Consider the following 18,345-nt stretch of genomic DNA (forward strand, 5'->3'; position numbering starts at 1 on the left):
CTCGACAAGTCCGAAGCGGACGCTAGGGACTTCACAGAATGGCGCGCACTGCCTAAGGTGCGCGCCATTTCCTTGCCCGTTTATAAATGGAATATTGCCCCGCATGACACGCCCGGCCTTCAAGCGCATCCTCCTCAAACTGTCGGGCGAGGTGCTGATGGGGCAGGGCCAGTTCGGCATCGATCCCGAAACGGTGGATCGTGTGGCGGGCGAAATCGCCGCCGCAAAGGATGCGGGGTTCGAGCTTTGCGTGGTGGTCGGCGGCGGCAACATCTTCCGCGGGCTTGCGGGCGCGGCGAAAGGCTTCGACCGGGCGAGCGCCGACTATATGGGGATGCTCGCCACCGTCATGAACGCGCTGGCGGTGCAGAACGCGCTGGAAAAGATCGGTTACGACACGCGCGTCCAGTCGGCGATCCCGATGGCGTCGGTGTGCGAACCCTATATCCGGCGCAAGGCGGTGCGGCACATGGAAAAGGGCCGGATCGTCATCTTCGCGGCGGGCACCGGCAGCCCCTTCTTCACTACCGACACCACGGCGGCGCTGCGCGCGGCGGAAATGAATTGCAACGCGCTGTTCAAGGGCACCAGCGTCGACGGCATCTACAATGCCGATCCCAAGAAGGTGCCGGACGCGGCTCGCTATGAGGCGATCAGCTTCGACAAGGTGCTGAACGACAATCTCAAGGTCATGGACGCGAGCGCCATTGCGCTTTGCCGTGAAAACAATATTCCCATCGTCGTCTTCAACATCCGCGAAACCGGAAACCTGGCCAAGGTGCTGGCGGGTGACGGCGTCGCGACGATCGTGCAAAACCAGGAGCGCTGAAAACCCATGGCTCAATATGACAAAGCGGACCTTGAGCGCCGCATGGCGGGCGCCGTCGAATCGCTGAAAGGGGATCTGGCGGGTCTTCGCACCGGCCGCGCCAATGTGCAGTTGCTCGATCCGGTGACGGTCGAGGTTTATGGCGCGCATATGCCTTTGAACCAGGTGGCGACCGTCTCCGCGCCCGAACCGCGCATGTTGTCGGTGCAGGTGTGGGACAAGAGCAATGTCGGCCCGGTGGACAAGGCGATCCGGTCTGCGGGCCTTGGCCTCAACCCCATCGTCGACGGCCAGACGCTGCGCCTGCCGATCCCGGATCTGACCGAGGACCGCCGCAAGGAACTGGCCAAGCTCGCCAGCAAATATGCCGAAGGCGCGCGCGTCGCCGTCCGCAACGTCCGCCGCGACGGCATGGACAGCCTGAAGGCCGACGAGAAGAAGGGCGAAATCAGCGAGGACGAGCGCAAACGCAAGGAAACCGAAGTCCAGAAGCTGACCGACAGCATCATCGCGGACATCGATGCGACCGCGGCGGCCAAGGAGAAGGAAATCCTCGGCCGTTGAGCCGGGGCTTGTCCTGCGTGACCTGCACGAGCATCCTCTTCTGATGGCAAGCCAGGCCCAGCCCGATATCCGCCCATCCGGACCTGCCCATGGTGCGCGCCATGTCGCCATCATCATGGACGGCAATGGCCGTTGGGCGAAGAAGCGGCTATTGCCCCGAATCGCGGGACATCGGGCCGGGGTGCAGGCGGTGCGCCGCGTTGCGCGCGCGGCGCAATCGCTGGGGCTGGAGTGCCTGACGCTCTATGCTTTCTCCTCGGAAAACTGGAAGCGCCCGGCGAACGAAGTGGCCGACCTGATGGCGCTGCTGCGGCATTTCATCCAGTCCGATCTGGACGAGTTCCATGCCAATGGCGTGCGGCTGCGGGTCATCGGCAATTACCGGGCGCTCGACCCTTCGCTCGTCGCGCTGATCGACGGCGCGGTCGCGCGCACGGCTGCGAACGCCGGGCCGATCGTCGCCATCGCGCTTAATTACGGCGCGCAGGACGAGCTGGTCCGTGTCGCCCGTATGCTTGCGAAAAAGGCGGCGGACGGGGAGATCGCGCCGGACCGGATCGGCATAGAGGATATCGACAGCGCGCTGTACACCAGCGACCTGCCCCCGCTCGACCTGCTGATCCGCACGTCTGGCGAACAGCGGCTCAGCAACTTCATGCTGTGGCAAGCCGCCTATGCGGAGCTGTATTTTACCGACGCGCTATGGCCGGATTTCGACGAAAAGATGCTCGCGCAGGCGCTGGACGCCTTTCGGTTGCGCGTCCGGCGCTTTGGCGGATTGTGAGTTCATGACGAACGAATTGCGAACGCGGACGGTCGTCGGATTGGCTCTGATAATCGTGGCGCTCGGTGCGCTGTGGATGGGCGGCTTCCCCTTCTGGCTGCTGCTGGTCGTGGCGGGCGTGCTGATGCAGGGGGAATGGGGCCTTTTGGTCGGGGCGTCCGAACAGCATCGGAAGATGGCGATGTTCGCCGTTTCCGTGCCGCTCGCCATTTTGTGCCCCCTGGCGGCAGGCGTGTCGTGGGTCGCTTTCGTCCTGATGGCCACCGCGTTCTTCTTCGTGCTGCTGACGGCGCGCTCGTTCGCTCTGGCGCTCGGCATATTATATGTCTGCGTGCCGGTCATGGCACTGCTGCTGCTGCGCGGGCAGGCGCCGGACGGACAGGGACTGCTGCTGGCCTTCTGGGCGCTTTCGCTAGTGTGGGCGACGGACATCGGGGCCTATTTCGCGGGCCGTTCCATCGGCGGGCCGAAGCTCGCCCCGCGCGTCAGCCCATCGAAGACATGGGCGGGGCTGGCCGGCGGCGTGCTGGCGGCGCTGCTGACCGGATTTTTGCTGCATCGTTTCGCGGGCCTGCCGATCCAGCTTGCCGCCGCCAGCGGCCTGCTGGCCGTGGCGGCGCAGCTTGGCGATCTGCTGGAAAGCGGGATGAAGCGCCGCGCGGGCGTCAAGGACAGCGGCAATCTGCTGCCCGGTCACGGTGGGGTCATGGACAGGCTGGACGGCGTGGTTGCCGCCGCGCCGCTTGCCGCCGCGTTTTTCCTGCTGCTGGGTGCGGCATGATGCGCAAGGTTTCCGTCTTCGGCGCGACCGGATCGGTCGGCCTGTCGACGCTGGACCTGATCCAGCGCGACTGCCAGGATTATGACGTCGTGGCGCTGACTGCCCATAGCGACGTGGAGGGGCTGGCCCGCCTCGCAAGGGCGTGCGGCGCGGCCATGGCCGTGATCGCGCGGGAAGAGCTTTACGGTCCCCTCAAGGATGCCCTCAGCGGTTCAGGGGTGGCGGCGATGGCGGGGGAAAGCGCCCTTGTCGACGCAGCCCAGGCCGGGGCGGACTGGAGCATGGCGGCGATCGTCGGCTGCGCGGGCTTGCGCCCGACCATGGCGGCGCTCCAGGCGGGCGGCACGGTGGCGCTGGCGAACAAGGAATCCCTGGTGTCGGCGGGCATGTTGATGATGGACGCCGCCGCCGCGTCGGGCGCGACGCTGCTGCCCGTGGACAGCGAGCATAATGCGATCTTTCAGTGCCTCGCGGGAAGCAGGCTGGAGGACGTCGCCCGCATCACCCTGACGGCCAGCGGCGGGCCGTTCCGCACCTTCACCCGTGAGGAGATGCGCGCCATCACCCCCGCGCAGGCCGTGGCGCATCCCAACTGGTCCATGGGCGCGAAGATCAGCGTCGACAGCGCGACGATGATGAACAAGGGCCTGGAATTGATCGAGGCCGCGCACCTCTTCCCCATCGGCGCCGACCGGATCGAGATATTGGTCCATCCCCAGTCGGTCATTCATTCGATGGTGGAATATCGCGACCGCTCCACGCTGGCGCAGCTTGGGTCGCCCGACATGCGGATTCCGATTGCCCATGCGCTGGCCTGGCCGCGGCGGATCGCCACGCCGTGCCAGCCGCTCGATCTGGCGCGGATCGGCCGGCTCGATTTCGAGGCGCCCGATGAGGACCGCTTTCCCGCCCTGCGCCTCGCGCGGCAGGCGGCGCGGGCGGACGGCGCTGTCCCCGCCATATTGAACGCCGCCAATGAGGTCGCCGTCGCCGCCTTTCTCGAAGGGGCCATAGGCTTCCTTGATATCGCCGCAATTGTGGAAGATGTAGTGAACCGCTATAGCACGGCTGCGCCTCGTCGGATCGACGATGTGCTGGCTGCCGATGCCGAAGCGCGCGCCATGGCAAGGCAGGTGATGGAAAGATTGACGGTTTGATCCAGAATCCCGGTTTCCTTTTGACCGTTCTCGCTTTCGTCGCGGTTATCGGGCCCCTCGTCTTCGTGCATGAGATGGGGCATTATCTGGTCGGCCGCTGGTGCGGGGTGAAGGCCGACGCCTTTTCCATCGGCTTCGGTCCGGAACTGGCCGCATGGGTGGACCGTCGGGGAACGCGCTGGCGCATCGCCGCCTTCCCGTTGGGCGGCTATGTGAAATTCAAGGGCGACATGAACGCCGCGAGCCAGACCGATCCGGGATGGCTGGAGCTTTCCGCGCGCGAACGGGCGGAAAGCTTCCCCGCCAAGCCGCTGTGGCAGCGCGCGGCGATCGTCGCGGCAGGCCCGGCGATCAATTTCCTGTTCGCGATCCTGATTCTCGCCGCCTTCGCCCTGATCCACGGCGAAAGCCGCACCCCCGCCATAGCCGGGCATGTCCAGCCCGGCAGCGCCGCCGCGGCGGCGGGGATCGTGGCCGGGGACCGCATCGTCTCGCTCAACGGTCGGGAAATGGCGACCTTCGACGATATCCGCCTCTATGCCCAGATACGTCCCGGCGAACCGGTGGCGATCGTGCTGGAGCGCGACGGCGCGCGGCTCACGCAACAGGGCGAGATCGGCAGCGTCGAGGAGAAGGACGGCTTCGGCAACAGTTTCCGCATCGGGCGGCTGGGCATCGCGCCGGGCGAGCCGGTGATCGAGCCTGTGAGCCTGTGGCGCGCGCCTGTGGTCGCCGTTGACCGCACGGGCGATATCGTGCGGACCATGGTGGAAACGCTGGGCCAGATCGTCGGCGGCGGCCGATCGGTCAAGGAACTGGGCGGGCCGCTCAAGATCGCGGAGGTGTCGGGTCAGGCCGCGACGCTGGGCGTGGAGAGCTTCGTCTTCTTCATGGCGCTCATCTCGATTAATTTGGGGTTCATCAACCTGTTGCCAATCCCAATGCTGGATGGCGGTCATCTGCTGTTTTACGGGTTGGAGGCGATACAGCGGCGGCCGGTCAGCCCGCAGGTGCAGGAATGGGCCTATCGGTCCGGTCTGGCGCTGCTGTTGACCGTGATGATGCTGGTGACTTTCAACGATTTGTCTTCTTTCGGGCTCTGGGAGCGTCTGTCCGACTTGATCGGCTGAGCCGCATCGGGCAGGGAGACGCGATTTCGTATCGTCTTTTGTATGGACGGTAACAAACTTTATTTTGAGGGTGGAGCGGGTGACAGCGATGATGAGCAGCAGCAGGCAGCGTCCGGTCGTTGCGGCCTTGCTGGCGACAACGATGATCGCGGGCCTGTCCGCCGTGCCGGCTTATGGGCAGGCAGCCGCGCCTGCGCGGGCCGCCGCCCCCGCTCCGCCCGCGACGCCCGCCGGAACCATCCGCGGCCTGACCGTCGCCGGGCAGCAGCGGCTGGAGCCGGACACGGTGCTCTCCTACACCAAGCTGCGTCTGGGGGAACCCTTCACGCAGGAGTCGCTCGATCAGGCGCTGCGCGACCTTTATGAAACGGAACTGTTCGCCGACGTTCAGATCCGCAACGACAATGGCGCGCTCACCATCGAGGTGAAGGAAAATCCGGTCATCAACCGCATTGTCCTGGAAGGCAACAAGCGCCTGAAGGAAGAAAAGATCCGGCCGGAAATCCGGCTCGCCCCGCGCCAGATCTACACCCGGTCGAAGGTGCGCGCGGACGTCGCCCGCATCATCGAACTCTATCGCCGCCAGGGCCGCTTCGCCGCGACGGTCGAACCCAAGATGGTGCAGCTCGACCAGAACCGCGTCGACATCGTCTTCGAGATTTCCGAAGGACCCAAGTCCAAGGTCCGCCAGATCAACATCATCGGCAACGAGAAGTTCGGCGACGGCGAACTGCGCAGCCAGATGGTGACGAAGCAGTCGCGCTGGTTCCGCATCTTCTCCTCCGGCACCAGCTACGACCCCGACCGCCTCGCCTATGACCAGCAGAAGCTGCGCCAGTTCTATCTGACCGAAGGCTACGCCGATTTCCGCGTGACATCGGCAGTGGCGGAACTGACGCCCGACAAGCAGGACTTCATCATCACCTATGTGGTGGAGGAAGGCGACCGCTACAAGTTCGGCGACGTGAAGGTCGAAAGCGACATTCGCGACCTGTCGGGCGATTCGCTGACCAGGATGCTGCCGATGAAGAAGGGGCAGTGGTACAACGCCAAGCAGGTCGAGGACACGGTCGACACGCTGAGCGAGACGGCGGGCCTGTTCGGCTATGCTTTCGCGGATGTCCAGCCCGACTTCAACCGCGACAAGGACACGCTGACGATGGGGATCAATTTCCGCATCGCCAACGCGCCGCGCGTCTATGTCGAGCGGGTGGACATCAACGGCAATACGCTGACGCAGGACAAGGTCGTCCGCCGCGAATTCCGTCTGGCGGAAGGCGACGCCTTCAACAGCTTCCTCGTCAAGCGGTCCAAGGATCGCATCAACTCGCTCGGCTTCTTCCAGGAAAAGCTGGATGTGGAACAGAAGCCGGGGTCCGCGCCCGACCGCATCGTGCTTGAAACCAATGTGCAGGAAAAATCAACCGGCGAACTGTCGCTGTCGGCCGGTTTCTCTTCGCTCGAACGCTTCATCCTGTCCGCGTCGATCACGCAGCGAAACTTCCGCGGCAAGGGGCAGGAACTGCGCACCAGCGTCAACTGGTCGAACTATTCCAAGTCCGTCGAAGTCGGTTTCACCGAACCCTATTTCATGGACAAGAACATCGCGCTGGGCGGCGACATCTACCGCCGCGACCTCAACAGTTTCCGTTATCTCAACAATAACGACCGCGATACGACCTATGAACAGACCACCACCGGCTTTCAGATCCGCGCGGGCGTGCCGATCACCGAATATATGTCGCTGGCCCTGCGCTACAGCCTGAACTTCGACGACGTGACGCTGAACAAGGATACCTATTATTCGGACACGGACGGCGACGGAAGCATCGAGTGCGACCCGCTGCTGGCGGGCCGTTATCTGTGCGATGCGATCGGCAAGCGCACGACATCCTCGGTCGGCTATTCGCTGATCTACGACACGCGTGACAATCGCATCCGTCCGACGCGGGGGCATAATGTCGTCCTCAGTCAGGATTTCGCGGGGTTAGGCGGCAGCGTCAAATATGTCCGCACCCGCCTCAACGGATCGAAATATTGGCCGCTGGGAGGTGGTTTCATCTTCTCGATTTCGGGCGAGGGTGGCTATATCCACAGCCTGGAAGGTGACCGCCGTGATTCCACCGGCGCTCTTGTCGATCCGGTGCGTCTCACGGACCGTTTTTTTCTGGGCGAACCGCAGATACGCGGCTTCGACATTCGCGGCATCGGCCCGCGCGTTATTCGCAGATATTATGAGAGCACAACGGACGGGGGAGTCATTACCGCCACGCCGTCCACCGCTAACAACAATCGGACTGATGACGCGCTGGGTGGCCGAATCTACTATATGGCGCGCGCGGAAGTCGAAATTCCGCTGGGTTCCGGCGCACGGGAAATGGGCCTGCGGCCTTCCGTTTTCGTCGACGCTGGTGCCGTCGCGGGGTTGAAGAATCCCGCTCTGGTAAATGGTGCTGCGGGATTTGGGGGGTATTGCAGCCCTCCTAGTGGCTCGACGACGGCAACGTCGGAAAAGGCAGGCGGGACAGCCGCTGCGCCAACCTGTCCTTCCGGCTACAGCCATATAAGTGGCACGGGCTTCGTGGAAGAATATCTCGGAGACACGCTCAAGCCCCGCGTGTCGGTCGGCTTCGGCGTCAACTGGAACTCGCCTTTCGGGCCGTTCCGCATCGACATCGCCAAGGCGCTGCTCAAGGAACCGGGCGACGACACCAAACTGATCACCTTTAACGTAGGGACTCAATTCTGATGAACATGATCTTCAAGGCGGCCGCGATCGCTTTCGCGCCGGTTTCCGTCATCGCGCTTGCGTCCGCGCCGGCCGTCGCCCAGTCGAAACAGGGCATCGCCGTGGTCGACATCCAGCGCGCCGTCGCGACCAGCAACGCCTACACCACGGCCCGCAGCCAGATCCAGACCACTTACAAGGCGCAGATCGACAGCTTCACCGCGCGCAAGAACGCCATCGACGCCGACCTGCGCGCCAAGAGCACGGCACTCGACGCCGCGATGAAGGCGGCGGGCGGCAAGCCGACGCCGGCCATCCAGGCCCAGTATGAAGCGGCCCAGAAAGCCCAGCAGGACGGCCAGGCCGAATTGCAGCGACTGGGCCAGCCCATCGGCCTTGCGAACGCCTATGTCGAAGAGCAGATCACGGCGAAGCTGTCCGACGCGCTCAAGACCGCGATGACCAAGGCAAAGGTCGACCTGGTGCTCGGTCCCGACGCCACCGTGTCCTATCAGCCCGGTGTCGATATCACGCAGAATGTGGTGACTGAGCTTAATGCGCTGGTTCCCTCCGTCGGTATCACGCCGCCGGCCGGCTGGCGTCCGGGCGGTCAGGAGCAGCAGGGTCAGGCACCCGCCGCCGCGCCCGCCAATCCCTCGCAGCAGCCGACCTCGCGCTGATCGGGCATGACGGATCAGATTGAAGCGGCCGCCGCCTCCCCTGGCTCCATGGATGTCCGTGGAGTCATGGCGGCGCTCCCGCACCGTTATCCGATGCTGCTCGTCGACCGCGTGGTTTCGCTCGTGCCGGGCAGCGCGATCCACGCGGTGAAGGCGGTTTCCGCGAACGAGCCGTTCTTTCAGGGCCATTTCCCCACGCGGCCGATCATGCCGGGCGTGCTGATCGTGGAGGCCATGGCGCAGGCGGCGGGCGTGCTTGCCGTCGAAACCATGCAACTCGCCAATTCCGGCAAGCTGGTCTATTTCATGAGCATCGACGGGGCGAAATTCCGCTCTCCGGTCGAGCCGGGCTGCCTGCTTGACTTGCATGTCGAGATCACCCAGTCGCGCGGTGCGATCTGCAAGTTCGCGGGCAAGGCGATGATCGAGGGCAAGCTGGTGGCGGAAGCCAATTTCGTCGCCATGATATCGGACCCGCCGAAGGACTGACCGGGCAGGGGAAAGGGCGGCCTTTCCCCTTGCTTTCGGGCGGAAAGGCATGTAACCGCGCGCCTTCGCAAGTTTTTGGCATCCCCGGCCGGTCGGAAACCGGTCATGAACGGAGCAGATCATGAAAGCCGATACGCATCCCGATTATCACTTCATCACCGTCCAGATGACCGACGGTTCGACCTTCCGCACCCGCTCCACCTGGGGCAAGGAAGGCGACACGATGGCGCTCGACATCGATCCCAAGTCGCACCCGGCATGGATCGGCGGCCAGCGCCAGCTCGACCAGGGCGGCCAGGTGGCGCGCTTCAACAAGCGTTTCGGCGGTCTGACGCTGAAGAAATAATATCCTCCGCAAGGATGAAGGGAAGGGCGCCCGCGACGGCGCCCTTTTTGTTTTGACGGCATGCGGTTCGCACACTCGCATGTCGAATGGCAGTGATGGGTGGATGACCGCAAATGGCCGTTTGCCGCCAAAACCAACATAATGGATGGCAAGCCTATCCTCACGCTCCGGCGGTGGCGCGGTCCTCTTCGAGAAACGCCGCCACGTCGTCCAGCGCTACATCCTTCGACAGGAACGTCTGACCGATCCCCCGCGCCAGAAGGAAGGGCAGGGTGCCCGCCGCCATCTTCTTGTCATGCAGCATATGCGCGACCAGCGCCGCGCCGTCCGCCCGCACATGTGCGCTGGCGAGGTCTTGGGGCAGGCCCACCGCCTTGATGTGCGCCGTCACGCGCTCCGCATCGGCGGGTGGGCACAGGCCGAGGCGGGCCGAGTAGCGGAAGGCCAGCGCCATGCCCGCCGCCACGCCTTCGCCGTGGAGCAGCCTGTCGGAAAAACCCGTGTCCGCCTCCAGCGCGTGGCCGAACGTATGGCCCAGGTTGAGCAGGGCGCGCCGGCCCGACATTTCCCGCTCGTCATCGGCGACGATGGCGGCCTTGGCGCGCACGCTGCGTTCGATGGCATATTCGCGGGCCTGCGGATCGCCCGCCAGCAGGCGTTCGCCTTCCCGTTCGCACCAGGCAAAGAAATCAGGGTCGTCGATCAAGCCATATTTCAAGACTTCGGCATAGCCTGCGCGGGTTTCGCGCTGGGGCAGGCTGTCGAGCGTGGACGGGTCGATCAGGACGAGGCCGGGCTGATAGAAGCTGCCGATCAGGTTCTTGCCAGCCTTGGCGTTGATCGCGGTCTTGCCGCCGACCGAACTGTCGACCTGCGCCAGAAGGGTTGTCGGCACCTGAATGAAATGGCACCCGCGTTTCAGGATCGAGGCGGCAAAACCGACCAGATCGCCGATCACGCCGCCGCCCAGCGCCACGATATGATCGCCCCGCTCGATCTCCAGCGCCAGCAGATCGTCCAGCAGGCTTTCCAGGTGCCGCCAGCTTTTCGTCTGTTCGCCGGGGGGAAGGATGATGGGTTCCACCGCCACATTGGCGGCGCGCAGGCTGGTGTCCAGCCGGGGAAGTTGCGCGGCCGCGACATGGGCGTCCGTCACGACAACCAGCCGCCCCTTGCGCGCATAGCCCGCCAGATGGCTGCCCGCGCGGTCCAGCGCGCCCTGTTCGATCACGATATCGTAACTGCGCGCGTCCAGCGCGACTCGCACTATTGCCATGCCGGAAGCTGCTCCAAAATCCGCTCGACCGCGACTTCGTGCGGCGCGGCGATGCTTTTCACATGAATGGGCGCGAGCGCGTAGACCGGATTGCGGACAGCCGCCAGCTCGGTCAGCACCACGCGCGGGTCCTTGTTCTTGAGCAACGGGCGCCCTTCGCGGCGGGACACACGGTCGACCAATATGTCGATGTCCGCGTCCAGCCACACGGCGGTCGCCTGCTCCAGGATCACGGCGCGCGTGTCGGCCTGCATGAAGGCGCCGCCGCCGGTCGCGATGACCTTGGGCGCGCCGTCCATCAGGCGGGCGATCACGCGCCGCTCGCCGTCGCGGAAATGCGCTTCGCCGAAGCGCTCGAAAATCTCGCTCACCGTCATGCCGGCGGCTTTTTCGATCTCTTCATCGGCATCGACGAAGGCGAGGCCGAGGCGCGCGGCAAGGCGGCGCCCGACGGTGGATTTGCCGACGCCCATCATGCCGACCAGGACGATCGGCCCGCGCTTCAGGGCGGCTGCCGTGGATTTGCTGTTTCGCTGCATGGCGACCGGGGCTATACAGCCAGCCGTCAGCCAGGCAAATCGCAACTTTGCTTTCTCGAAACGGCAACAGGCCGCAGAAGGACACATGAAGAATAATCGTTCCCACAGCAGTTTCGAAGGCAGCTCGCGTCGCCGCACGCGGTTGCCAGTCATTCCCATCGTGCTGGTGATCGTGCTGGTTGCGCTGATTGCCTTCCTCTGGTCGCGCGGCGGGGAACGGCCGCAGCAGCGCGTGGAAAAGGTCGTTCCCGCCGAAAAGCTGGGCAAATAAGGCAGATGCCGCGCCGCCGGGGGAATGCGAAGTGGACGCTGGGCACGCTTGCCCTGGCGCTGGCCGTGCCCGTTGTGGCGCAGGACGCGCCTGAATCCCTTCTGCCCCCCGGTTTCGGCGACGCGCCGGCCGCGCCTGCTCCCGCTCCAACTCCATCGCAGCCTGGAAGAACGCCGTCGCCCGCGACGCCCGCCGCGCCGACGCCCCCGCCCGCGCTTTCGCTGACCTTGCCGGAGGAGGGAGCGAACAACAGCGCGGCGCAAGAACGCAGCGAGGAGGAACTGGCCGCCCAGAAGGCGAAATATGATCTGCCGGACAGCGCCCGCCGGTCGCTGGACCGGGTCGGCCCGCTGACGCCCCGGACCCTGGGGATGGAGCCGGGTGCGTTCGGATCGGAATCGGGGCAATTCCTTGCCATATTGATGAAGGAAACGCGCGCGCCCATCGTGTCGCGCTGGGGAAGCATCCTGCTGCGCCGCGCTTTGCTGAGCGCGACCGATACGCCGCGCGGCATCGACGGCGCGGACTGGGTGGCGGAGCGCGCCTGGCTGCTGCTGCGCATGGGCGAGGCCGACAGCGCGCGGCTGCTGGTGCAGAGCGTCGATCCGGACCGCTTCACCCCGCGCCTCTATGCGGTGGCGATGCAGACCTATCTGGCGACGGCGGACCCGGCGGGGCTGTGTCCGCTGTCCGCCGGCGCGCTGAAGGTCAGCAAGGAACCGGGCTGGGACATGACGCGCGCGATCTGCGCGGCGCTTTCGGGGGATCAGGGTTCGGCCAGCGGCGCGCTCAATCAGACGAGGCGGCGCGGCGTCGCGCGCGGGATCGACTACCGGCTGGCGGAGAAGGTCGTGGGCACCGGCTTCAATGCCCGCCGGTCGGTGAAGATCGAATGGGATGGGGTCGACAGGCTGACGGCGTGGCGCTTTGGCCTTGCGACCGCGCTGAATGTCGAGATTCCCGATGCGCTCTATGGGACGGCGGGACAGCATGTCCGGGCGTGGGAGGCGCGCGCGCCCGCCTTGTCCGCCGTCCGCCGCCAGCCGGGCGCGGATATCGCCGCGCGGCTGGGCGTGTTTTCGAGCAAGGCGCTTGTCGGTTTCTATAGCCAGCTTGGCGGGGACGGCGACGTCCCGGCCGCCCTTGGCGACAGGGTCGACGCGCTGCGCGCCGCTTATGGCGGACCCAGCATCGCCGCGCGGCTGCAAGGGATGCACATGGCCTGGCAGGACAATGCCCGGCCCGATTATGTCGGCCTGATCGCCACGGCGCGGGCGGCGGCGGCCTTGCCCCTTGCGCAGGTGGAGGCCCGCGACGCGGCCAATCTGGTCGCGGCCATGCTGACGGCGGGCTATGATCGCAATGCGGCGCGCTGGGCGGGCGCGGCTGGAAAGCTGAATGGAGAAGGCGGGTCCGATCTCTGGGCCTTGCTGTCCGTCGGCGCGCCGAGCGCGGTCGTCGATATCGGCCGCAGCCGGGTGTCGGACTTCATCGGGGAAGCCGGGCCGGAACGCGGCCGCCTGCTGATCGCGGCGCTGGCCGGATTGTCGCGCCTGCCGCAGGGCGATGCGGCCGCGCTGGCGCAGGACAATGGCTTCACCCTCGCGGCCAACAGCCGCTGGGCGCGCGCCATCGGCGCGGCGGCGCAGCGCGGAGAGAAGGCGACCGTCGCCCTGCTGGCGGCTGTCGGGATGCAGGCGGGGGAATGGAGCCGCCTGCCGCCCGCGCATCTGTTCCACATCGTCGCGGCGCTGCATCGCGTCGGGCTGGACCCCGAAGCGCGGATGATCGCGGCGGAAGCGCTGACCCGCGCCTGACTCATGCCCGCGCCTGACTCATGAACGACGACGCCGTCCTGATCGACCGCTTCCTGGAAATGATGGCGGCGGAGCGGGGGGCGTCGCGCAACACGCTGCTGGCCTATCGCACCGATCTGGAGGGCGCGGGCGCTCTTGTCGGCGGGCTTGCGGCGGCTGGCAAGGAAAGGCTGGCCGCGCTGCCGGAGGCTTGGGCGCAACTGGCCGCGTCCACCGTGGCGCGCAAAGCGTCCGCCCTGCGCGCCTTCTACGCCTTTCTGGAGGAAGAGGGGCTGCGGAGCGACAATCCATCCGCCAGCCTCCCCCGTCCGGTCACGCGCCGTCCGCTGCCGAAGATCCTGTCCGTGCAGGATGTCGAAAGGCTCTTCCACCGGATCGAGGAACGCGCCGGAGCCTCTTCTCCTTCGCCGCTCGACCTGCGCCTGGCCGCGCTGATCGAACTGCTCTACGGCTCCGGCCTGCGCGCCACCGAACTGGTATCGCTGCCCCGCCGGGCGCTGGCCGCGGACAGGCCCTTCCTGATCCTCAAGGGGAAAGGCGGGCGGGAGCGGCTCGTCCCCATTTCCGACCGGGCGCGGGCGGCGGTGGCGGCATGGCTGGCCCATGTGCCTGCCGACAGCCCGTGGCTGTTCCCCTCCGGCAAGAGCCATCTGAGCCGCATCCGTCTCTATCAGCTCATCAAGGCGCTCGCCGCCGCCGCCGGGATCGCGCCGCAACGGGTCAGCCCCCATGTGCTGCGCCATGCCTTCGCCACGCATCTGCTGGAGGGGGGGGCAGACCTGCGCGCGCTGCAATCCATGCTGGGCCATGCCGACATCGCCACGACGCAGATCTACACCCATGTCGACAGCCGCCGGCTGGTCGAACTGGTCAACAGCCGCCATCCTTTGGCCGCCATGCCCCATCGGCGCGTTGACGGCGGAGCCTCTGCGCCTTAACGCCTCTGCCCATGGTAAGCTTTCTGGAATTTGAAAAGCCGATCGCGGAGCTTGAGGCCCGCATCATCGAACTGCGCGCCACTGCCGATGCGGGCGACATCGACATCGACGGCGAAATCGACAAGCTGGAGCAGCGCGCCGGCAAGATGCTGGCGGACACCTATGCCAAGCTGACGCCGTGGCAGAAGACGCAGGTGGCCCGCCACCCCGAACGCCCGCATTTCAAGGATTATGTCGCGGGCATGTTCGACGATTTCATGCCGCTGGCCGGGGATCGCGCCTTTGCCGACGATCAGGCGATATTGGGCGGCCTTGCCACGCTGGGTGAGCGGCGCGTCATGGTGATCGGCCATGAAAAGGGCGACGACACCGCCAGCCGCGTCCGCCACAATTTCGGCATGGCCAAACCCGAAGGCTATCGCAAGGCGATCCGCCTGATGCAGCTTGCGGACCGCTTCGGCCTGCCGGTCGTCACGCTGGTCGATACGTCCGGCGCGTTCCCCGGCGTGCAGGCGGAGGAGCGCGGGCAGGCGGAAGCCATCGCCCGTTCGACCGAACAATGCCTGGCTCTTGGCGTGCCGATGGTGGCTGCTGTCGTGGGCGAAGGCGGATCGGGCGGCGCGGTGGCGCTGGCGGCGGCGAACCGCGTGCTGATGTTCGAACATGCGATCTATTCGGTGATCTCGCCCGAAGGCTGCGCCTCGATCCTGTGGCGCACCGCCGACAAGGCGAGCGAAGCGGCCACGGCCATGCAAGTGACGGCGCAGCATCTGCGGGCGCTGGAAGTCATAGACCGCATCGTGCCCGAACCGCTGGGCGGCGCGCATCGCCAGCCCGCCGTCGCGACCGCCAACCTCGCCGCGGCGATCGGCGAGGAACTGGATGCGCTCTCCGGCATGAGCGCCGACGCATTGCGGACGGATCGGGCGGACAAGTTCCTGGCCATCGGCGCCTGACGCTTCCCGATTTAGGCTATTTATCAACCTGGCATGACGGACGGGTGCCTGAAATCCACCCAAGCCCGCCTCGCATGAATCGCTTCCACGAACAGGTGACAGCCCCTTATCCTTCCGCCATCATGGGCAGTGGAAAGGGACTGTCAGCCGTGAAGAAACGATATTTTTGGACCTGTGCCGCAACGGGAACGCTGGCGCTGGCGGGCGCCATGGCCGCCGCGCCGTCCGTGATCGGGCAGCAGCGCGCCATCCGCACCGTATCTTCGATCAACCCGCAGGAAAAGGAAGCGGGCGCGAAGCAGCATCCGCAACTGCTGGAGGAATTCGGCGGCGCCTATGCCGGACCGCAGGCGAAATATGTGGAGGGCGTGGGCCGCCGCATCGCCGTCCAGTCGGGTCTTTCCAACGCGCAAGGCGACTTCACCGTCACCCTGCTCAATTCGCCGGTGAACAACGCCTTCGCGATTCCCGGCGGCTATGTCTATGTGACGCGCCAACTCATGGCCCTGATGAACGACGAGGCGGAACTGGCGGGCGTGCTGGGCCATGAAATCGGCCATGTCGCCGCCCAGCACGGCCAGCGGCGGCAAAAGACCGCGCAGCGCAACGCCGTGGGCGGCGCCCTGCTTCAGGTGCTGACCGGCGCGCTGCTGGGTGATTCCGCGATCGGCGGCCTGCTGCAAAAGGGGATCGGGACGGGCAGCCAGTTGCTGACCCTCAAATTCTCACGCTCGCAGGAATATGAAGCGGACGATCTGGGCATCCGCTATCTGGCGTCAGGCGGCTATGACCCGCGCGCGCTGTCCGATATGCTGGCTTCGCTGGCCGCGCAAAGCAGCCTCGACAGCCGCGTGATGGGCAATGCGGGGGCCATGCCGGAATGGGCGAGCACGCACCCCGACCCGGCATCCCGCGTCGGCCGGGCCGCGCGCGAGGCGCAGCGCAGCGGCTCGACGAGCACCGTCCGCAATCGCGACGCCTTCCTGAACGCGGTGGATGGCGTGCTCTATGGCGACGATCCCAAACAGGGCGTGATCGAAGGCAGCCGTTTCCGCCACCCCGACATGCGCCTCGCTTTCACCGCACCGTCCGGTTTCGGCATGGAAAACGGCGCGACTGCGGTGACGGTCGCGGGATCGGGCGGGCAGGCGCAATTCAGCGCCGCGCCTTATTCGGGCAATCTGGCCGCCTATATCGACTCGGTTCTAGCCAGGCTGGGCGGCGGGAAGGCGCCGGAGGGTGATGTCAGCCGCACCACCGTCAACGGCCTGCCCGCGGCATGGCGCACGGTGCGGGCCAATACCCAGTCGGGGCAAGTCGACGCCACGGTGTTCGCTTATGATTTCGGGGGCGGTAAAGCCTATCATTTCCTGCTGCTGACCGGCGCGGGGCAGGGCGTGGGGCCGTTCGCGTCCATGGTGCAGTCGGTGCAGCGCCTGTCCGCGCAGGACGCCGCCGCGATCCGGCCGCGCCGGGTGGAGGTCGTCACCGTAAAGGCGGGCGACACCGTGCAGTCGCTGGCGAAGCGGATGGCCTATTCCGACTCTCCGCTGGAACGATTCCTGACGATCAACGCGCTGACGGCGCAATCGGTGTTGCGGCCGGGGCAGCGAGTGAAGATTATTGTTTGACGGCGTTGGCGCATAAGAAAAGGCAGGGGAATTGCTCCCCCTGCCTTTATCTATTAAGCTATGAATAGCGGCTTATTAGCCACCCGTGCTGGTATGGTCCGTGCCAGTGCCTGCTGTCTGTTCTTTGGTGGAAGCGCCATCAAGCGATGCGCCCGCTGTCGCGAAGGTGTTTTTAATGCTGCTGCCCAGATTGGTCATCGCAGTGATGGCGGCGACGGCGATCAGAGCGGCGATCAGGCCATATTCAATGGCGGTCGCGCCTTCTTCATTCTTCAGCATCTTGCGAATAAACTGCATGTCTTGTCTCCATTCCCAGAGAAATCGTTCAACTACCCGGCTTCTCTTCTTTGACCGGAAGATAAGCAAAATCCGATTTAGGCAGTTTCAGTTGAGAAAAACTTAATGACGGGTCCATTTTGTCAAACATTGATGGTTAGTGGGAATTAACTTCTTCCGCCACATGGTCCCACATCTCGATATTTTCATTCGCCAGTTGACCAACCGCCGAAATAATCGCCAGAAAAATAAGCGTGAGGATCAGGCCATATTCAATTGCCGTCGCGCCGCGCTGGCACCGCGCGAGGCCGCATCGGACGATACTGTCGATAAGCCCCCGCATTTACATTCCAGTCCGTTGCAGACAGTCCCGGCTGGCTGTGTAAAGGAGGCGCGGTTAACAAAGCCCTTTCGCTGGACCGATATGATGCAGATTTCTCCCCTTCTGGTTGTGGCCGCCGCGCTGGTCGATGCGGACGGCCGCGTGCTCCTGCAACAGCGGCCGCCCCACACGTCCCTGCCCAACCTGTGGGAGTTTCCCGGCGGCAAGGTGGAGCCGCAGGAAACGCCCGAAGCGGCGCTGGTGCGCGAACTGGAAGAGGAACTGGGCATCAACGCCCACGCAAGCTGCCTCGCCCCCGCGACCTTCGCGAGCGCGCCGCTGGGGGAGCGCCATCTGCTGCTGCTGCTCTATGTATGCCGCAAATGGCAGGGCGTGCCCGAAGCGCGCCACGCCACGGCGCTCCAATGGGTGCGCCCGGCGCAGATGTATGCGCTGGACATGCCGCCCGCCGACCTGCCGTTGATCGGGCTGCTCGAATCGCTGATTTAGCCCGCCTTATTCACCAAAAGTGTCCTGAAGGGTTGGCGGGAGTGGCGTAAGCCTCTGATCTGAATTAGGAACTGGGTGTCTAAGCCGAACCTGCCGCAGGGCAGAAAATGCCACGGGCCACACCCGCCATGAACGATGATATCGCAAGCTCATTTGGATTCCCAGCAGTCGGCCGCAAGAAAATCACAGCTGCGTTCGACGGTGGCCGGCTTACCTCGGATGGCGGTGTTCTACTGCTTGCACAGGCCGAGCGCGCGATGGGGATTTGCCAGCGCCTGGCGGCTTGTATTGCCGATCCGCGCGATCCAGCGCGGGTGATCC

21 protein-coding genes are annotated in these 18,345 nt (G+C 65.4%); 17 read left to right on the top strand and 4 right to left on the bottom strand.

Features of this window, described 5'->3' with window-relative positions; translation table 11 throughout:
• Window positions 1-103 precede the first annotated feature (103 nt).
• From pyrH to rpmE, 10 genes are all read left to right on the top strand, one after another.
• Window positions 104-829: a UMP kinase gene (pyrH, locus tag IQ35_RS04200; RefSeq protein WP_021245683.1), complete on the top strand. Its 726-nt coding sequence runs from the start codon at window positions 104-106 to the stop codon at window positions 827-829.
• A 6-nt stretch (window positions 830-835) separates the two neighbouring features.
• Window positions 836-1,393: a ribosome recycling factor gene (gene frr, locus IQ35_RS04205; protein ID WP_021245682.1), complete on the top strand. Its 558-nt coding sequence runs from the start codon at window positions 836-838 to the stop codon at window positions 1,391-1,393.
• A gap of 43 nt (window positions 1,394-1,436) precedes the next feature.
• On the top strand, window positions 1,437-2,177 hold the full coding sequence (gene uppS / locus IQ35_RS04210) for a polyprenyl diphosphate synthase (protein WP_021245681.1): 741 nt from the start codon (window positions 1,437-1,439) through the stop codon (window positions 2,175-2,177).
• A gap of 4 nt (window positions 2,178-2,181) precedes the next feature.
• On the top strand, window positions 2,182-2,958 hold the full coding sequence (locus IQ35_RS04215) for a phosphatidate cytidylyltransferase (protein WP_145072046.1): 777 nt from the start codon (window positions 2,182-2,184) through the stop codon (window positions 2,956-2,958).
• Entirely contained in the window at window positions 2,958-4,115 is a 1,158-nt protein-coding gene (locus tag IQ35_RS04220) for a 1-deoxy-D-xylulose-5-phosphate reductoisomerase (RefSeq protein WP_145072076.1), read from the top strand. Before IQ35_RS04215 ends, IQ35_RS04220 begins: the two co-directional genes overlap by 1 nt.
• Window positions 4,112-5,245 carry an RIP metalloprotease RseP gene (gene rseP / locus IQ35_RS04225; RefSeq protein ID WP_145072047.1) on the top strand — a complete coding sequence of 378 codons (1,134 nt, stop codon included), beginning with the start codon at window positions 4,112-4,114 and terminating at the stop codon, window positions 5,243-5,245. The genes IQ35_RS04220 and rseP overlap by 4 nt, the downstream gene beginning before the upstream one ends.
• 88 nt (window positions 5,246-5,333) lie before the next feature.
• Window positions 5,334-7,994 carry an outer membrane protein assembly factor BamA gene (gene bamA / locus IQ35_RS04230; protein ID WP_145072048.1) on the top strand — a complete coding sequence of 887 codons (2,661 nt, stop codon included), beginning with the start codon at window positions 5,334-5,336 and terminating at the stop codon, window positions 7,992-7,994.
• Entirely contained in the window at window positions 7,994-8,653 is a 660-nt protein-coding gene (locus tag IQ35_RS04235; protein WP_021245676.1) for an OmpH/Skp family outer membrane protein, read from the top strand. Before bamA ends, IQ35_RS04235 begins: the two co-directional genes overlap by 1 nt.
• A 6-nt stretch (window positions 8,654-8,659) precedes the next feature.
• Window positions 8,660-9,142, top strand: coding sequence for a 3-hydroxyacyl-ACP dehydratase FabZ (gene fabZ, locus IQ35_RS04240; RefSeq protein ID WP_031291532.1), 483 nt, complete (start codon window positions 8,660-8,662; stop codon window positions 9,140-9,142).
• A 121-nt stretch (window positions 9,143-9,263) separates the two neighbouring features.
• Window positions 9,264-9,488 (top strand): 50S ribosomal protein L31, encoded by a 225-nt coding sequence (rpmE, locus tag IQ35_RS04245; RefSeq protein WP_021245674.1) that lies wholly within the window; start codon window positions 9,264-9,266, stop codon window positions 9,486-9,488.
• Between the two features lie 160 nt (window positions 9,489-9,648).
• Here rpmE and aroB read toward each other — a convergent pair whose 3' ends face one another.
• A complete protein-coding gene (gene aroB, locus IQ35_RS04250; protein ID WP_145072049.1) occupies window positions 9,649-10,764 on the bottom strand; it encodes a 3-dehydroquinate synthase in 1,116 nt (371 codons plus the stop codon).
• The gene (locus IQ35_RS04255) at window positions 10,755-11,303 is read right to left on the bottom strand and encodes a shikimate kinase (RefSeq protein ID WP_021245672.1); all 549 of its coding nucleotides are present in this window, start codon (window positions 11,301-11,303) and stop codon (window positions 10,755-10,757) included. Before IQ35_RS04255 ends, aroB begins: the two co-directional genes overlap by 10 nt.
• A gap of 85 nt (window positions 11,304-11,388) precedes the next feature.
• On the opposite strand from IQ35_RS04255, the gene IQ35_RS04260 reads away from it, so the two are divergent.
• The 5 genes from IQ35_RS04260 to IQ35_RS04280 all read left to right on the top strand — a co-directional run bounded on the left by IQ35_RS04260 (window position 11,389) and on the right by IQ35_RS04280 (window position 16,916).
• Complete coding sequence (locus tag IQ35_RS04260) at window positions 11,389-11,574, top strand: cbb3-type cytochrome oxidase assembly protein (RefSeq protein ID WP_021245671.1); 186 nt, start codon at window positions 11,389-11,391, stop codon at window positions 11,572-11,574.
• 5 nt (window positions 11,575-11,579) lie between these two features.
• Complete coding sequence (locus IQ35_RS04265) at window positions 11,580-13,391, top strand: hypothetical protein (RefSeq protein ID WP_021245670.1); 1,812 nt, start codon at window positions 11,580-11,582, stop codon at window positions 13,389-13,391.
• A gap of 20 nt (window positions 13,392-13,411) precedes the next feature.
• Window positions 13,412-14,329, top strand: coding sequence for a tyrosine recombinase (locus IQ35_RS04270; RefSeq protein ID WP_145072050.1), 918 nt, complete (start codon window positions 13,412-13,414; stop codon window positions 14,327-14,329).
• 11 nt (window positions 14,330-14,340) lie between these two features.
• Window positions 14,341-15,285, top strand: coding sequence for an acetyl-CoA carboxylase carboxyltransferase subunit alpha (locus IQ35_RS04275; protein WP_145072051.1), 945 nt, complete (start codon window positions 14,341-14,343; stop codon window positions 15,283-15,285).
• Window positions 15,286-15,494: 209 nt separating this feature from the next.
• The gene (locus IQ35_RS04280) at window positions 15,495-16,916 is read left to right on the top strand and encodes a M48 family metalloprotease (RefSeq protein ID WP_145072077.1); all 1,422 of its coding nucleotides are present in this window, start codon (window positions 15,495-15,497) and stop codon (window positions 16,914-16,916) included.
• Between the two features lie 75 nt (window positions 16,917-16,991).
• Here IQ35_RS04280 and IQ35_RS04285 read toward each other — a convergent pair whose 3' ends face one another.
• Window positions 16,992-17,213, bottom strand: a complete 222-nt coding sequence (locus IQ35_RS04285; RefSeq protein WP_145072052.1) for a Flp family type IVb pilin — start codon at window positions 17,211-17,213, stop codon at window positions 16,992-16,994.
• 136 nt (window positions 17,214-17,349) lie between these two features.
• Window positions 17,350-17,535 carry a Flp family type IVb pilin gene (locus tag IQ35_RS04290; RefSeq protein WP_145072053.1) on the bottom strand — a complete coding sequence of 62 codons (186 nt, stop codon included), beginning with the start codon at window positions 17,533-17,535 and terminating at the stop codon, window positions 17,350-17,352.
• An 81-nt stretch (window positions 17,536-17,616) separates the two neighbouring features.
• On the opposite strand from IQ35_RS04290, the gene IQ35_RS04295 reads away from it, so the two are divergent.
• Both IQ35_RS04295 and IQ35_RS04300 read left to right on the top strand, forming a co-directional pair.
• The gene (locus tag IQ35_RS04295) at window positions 17,617-18,024 is read left to right on the top strand and encodes a (deoxy)nucleoside triphosphate pyrophosphohydrolase (protein WP_021245664.1); all 408 of its coding nucleotides are present in this window, start codon (window positions 17,617-17,619) and stop codon (window positions 18,022-18,024) included.
• Window positions 18,025-18,131: 107 nt separating this feature from the next.
• Window positions 18,132-18,345: transposase (locus IQ35_RS04300; RefSeq protein WP_199739911.1), on the top strand; the 214-nt coding region annotated here is incomplete at its 3' end.

Source organism: Sphingobium wenxiniae (assembly GCF_007830065.1).
Classification (GTDB): domain Bacteria; phylum Pseudomonadota; class Alphaproteobacteria; order Sphingomonadales; family Sphingomonadaceae; genus Sphingobium; species Sphingobium wenxiniae.

Coding starts and splice junctions, on each gene's coding strand:
- pyrH (WP_021245683.1), top strand. CDS start 104: ATGACACGCCCGGCCTTCAAGCGCATCCTCCTCAAACTGTCGGGCGAG.
- frr (WP_021245682.1), top strand. CDS start 836: ATGGCTCAATATGACAAAGCGGACCTTGAGCGCCGCATGGCGGGCGCC.
- uppS (WP_021245681.1), top strand. CDS start 1,437: ATGGCAAGCCAGGCCCAGCCCGATATCCGCCCATCCGGACCTGCCCAT.
- IQ35_RS04215 (WP_145072046.1), top strand. CDS start 2,182: ATGACGAACGAATTGCGAACGCGGACGGTCGTCGGATTGGCTCTGATA.
- IQ35_RS04220 (WP_145072076.1), top strand. CDS start 2,958: ATGCGCAAGGTTTCCGTCTTCGGCGCGACCGGATCGGTCGGCCTGTCG.
- bamA (WP_145072048.1), top strand. CDS start 5,334: ATGATGAGCAGCAGCAGGCAGCGTCCGGTCGTTGCGGCCTTGCTGGCG.
- IQ35_RS04235 (WP_021245676.1), top strand. CDS start 7,994: ATGAACATGATCTTCAAGGCGGCCGCGATCGCTTTCGCGCCGGTTTCC.
- fabZ (WP_031291532.1), top strand. CDS start 8,660: ATGACGGATCAGATTGAAGCGGCCGCCGCCTCCCCTGGCTCCATGGAT.
- rpmE (WP_021245674.1), top strand. CDS start 9,264: ATGAAAGCCGATACGCATCCCGATTATCACTTCATCACCGTCCAGATG.
- aroB (WP_145072049.1), bottom strand. CDS start 10,764: ATGGCAATAGTGCGAGTCGCGCTGGACGCGCGCAGTTACGATATCGTG.
- IQ35_RS04255 (WP_021245672.1), bottom strand. CDS start 11,303: ATGCAGCGAAACAGCAAATCCACGGCAGCCGCCCTGAAGCGCGGGCCG.
- IQ35_RS04260 (WP_021245671.1), top strand. CDS start 11,389: ATGAAGAATAATCGTTCCCACAGCAGTTTCGAAGGCAGCTCGCGTCGC.
- IQ35_RS04265 (WP_021245670.1), top strand. CDS start 11,580: ATGCCGCGCCGCCGGGGGAATGCGAAGTGGACGCTGGGCACGCTTGCC.
- IQ35_RS04270 (WP_145072050.1), top strand. CDS start 13,412: ATGAACGACGACGCCGTCCTGATCGACCGCTTCCTGGAAATGATGGCG.
- IQ35_RS04275 (WP_145072051.1), top strand. CDS start 14,341: ATGGTAAGCTTTCTGGAATTTGAAAAGCCGATCGCGGAGCTTGAGGCC.
- IQ35_RS04280 (WP_145072077.1), top strand. CDS start 15,495: ATGGCCGCCGCGCCGTCCGTGATCGGGCAGCAGCGCGCCATCCGCACC.
- IQ35_RS04285 (WP_145072052.1), bottom strand. CDS start 17,213: ATGCAGTTTATTCGCAAGATGCTGAAGAATGAAGAAGGCGCGACCGCC.
- IQ35_RS04290 (WP_145072053.1), bottom strand. CDS start 17,535: ATGCGGGGGCTTATCGACAGTATCGTCCGATGCGGCCTCGCGCGGTGC.
- IQ35_RS04295 (WP_021245664.1), top strand. CDS start 17,617: ATGATGCAGATTTCTCCCCTTCTGGTTGTGGCCGCCGCGCTGGTCGAT.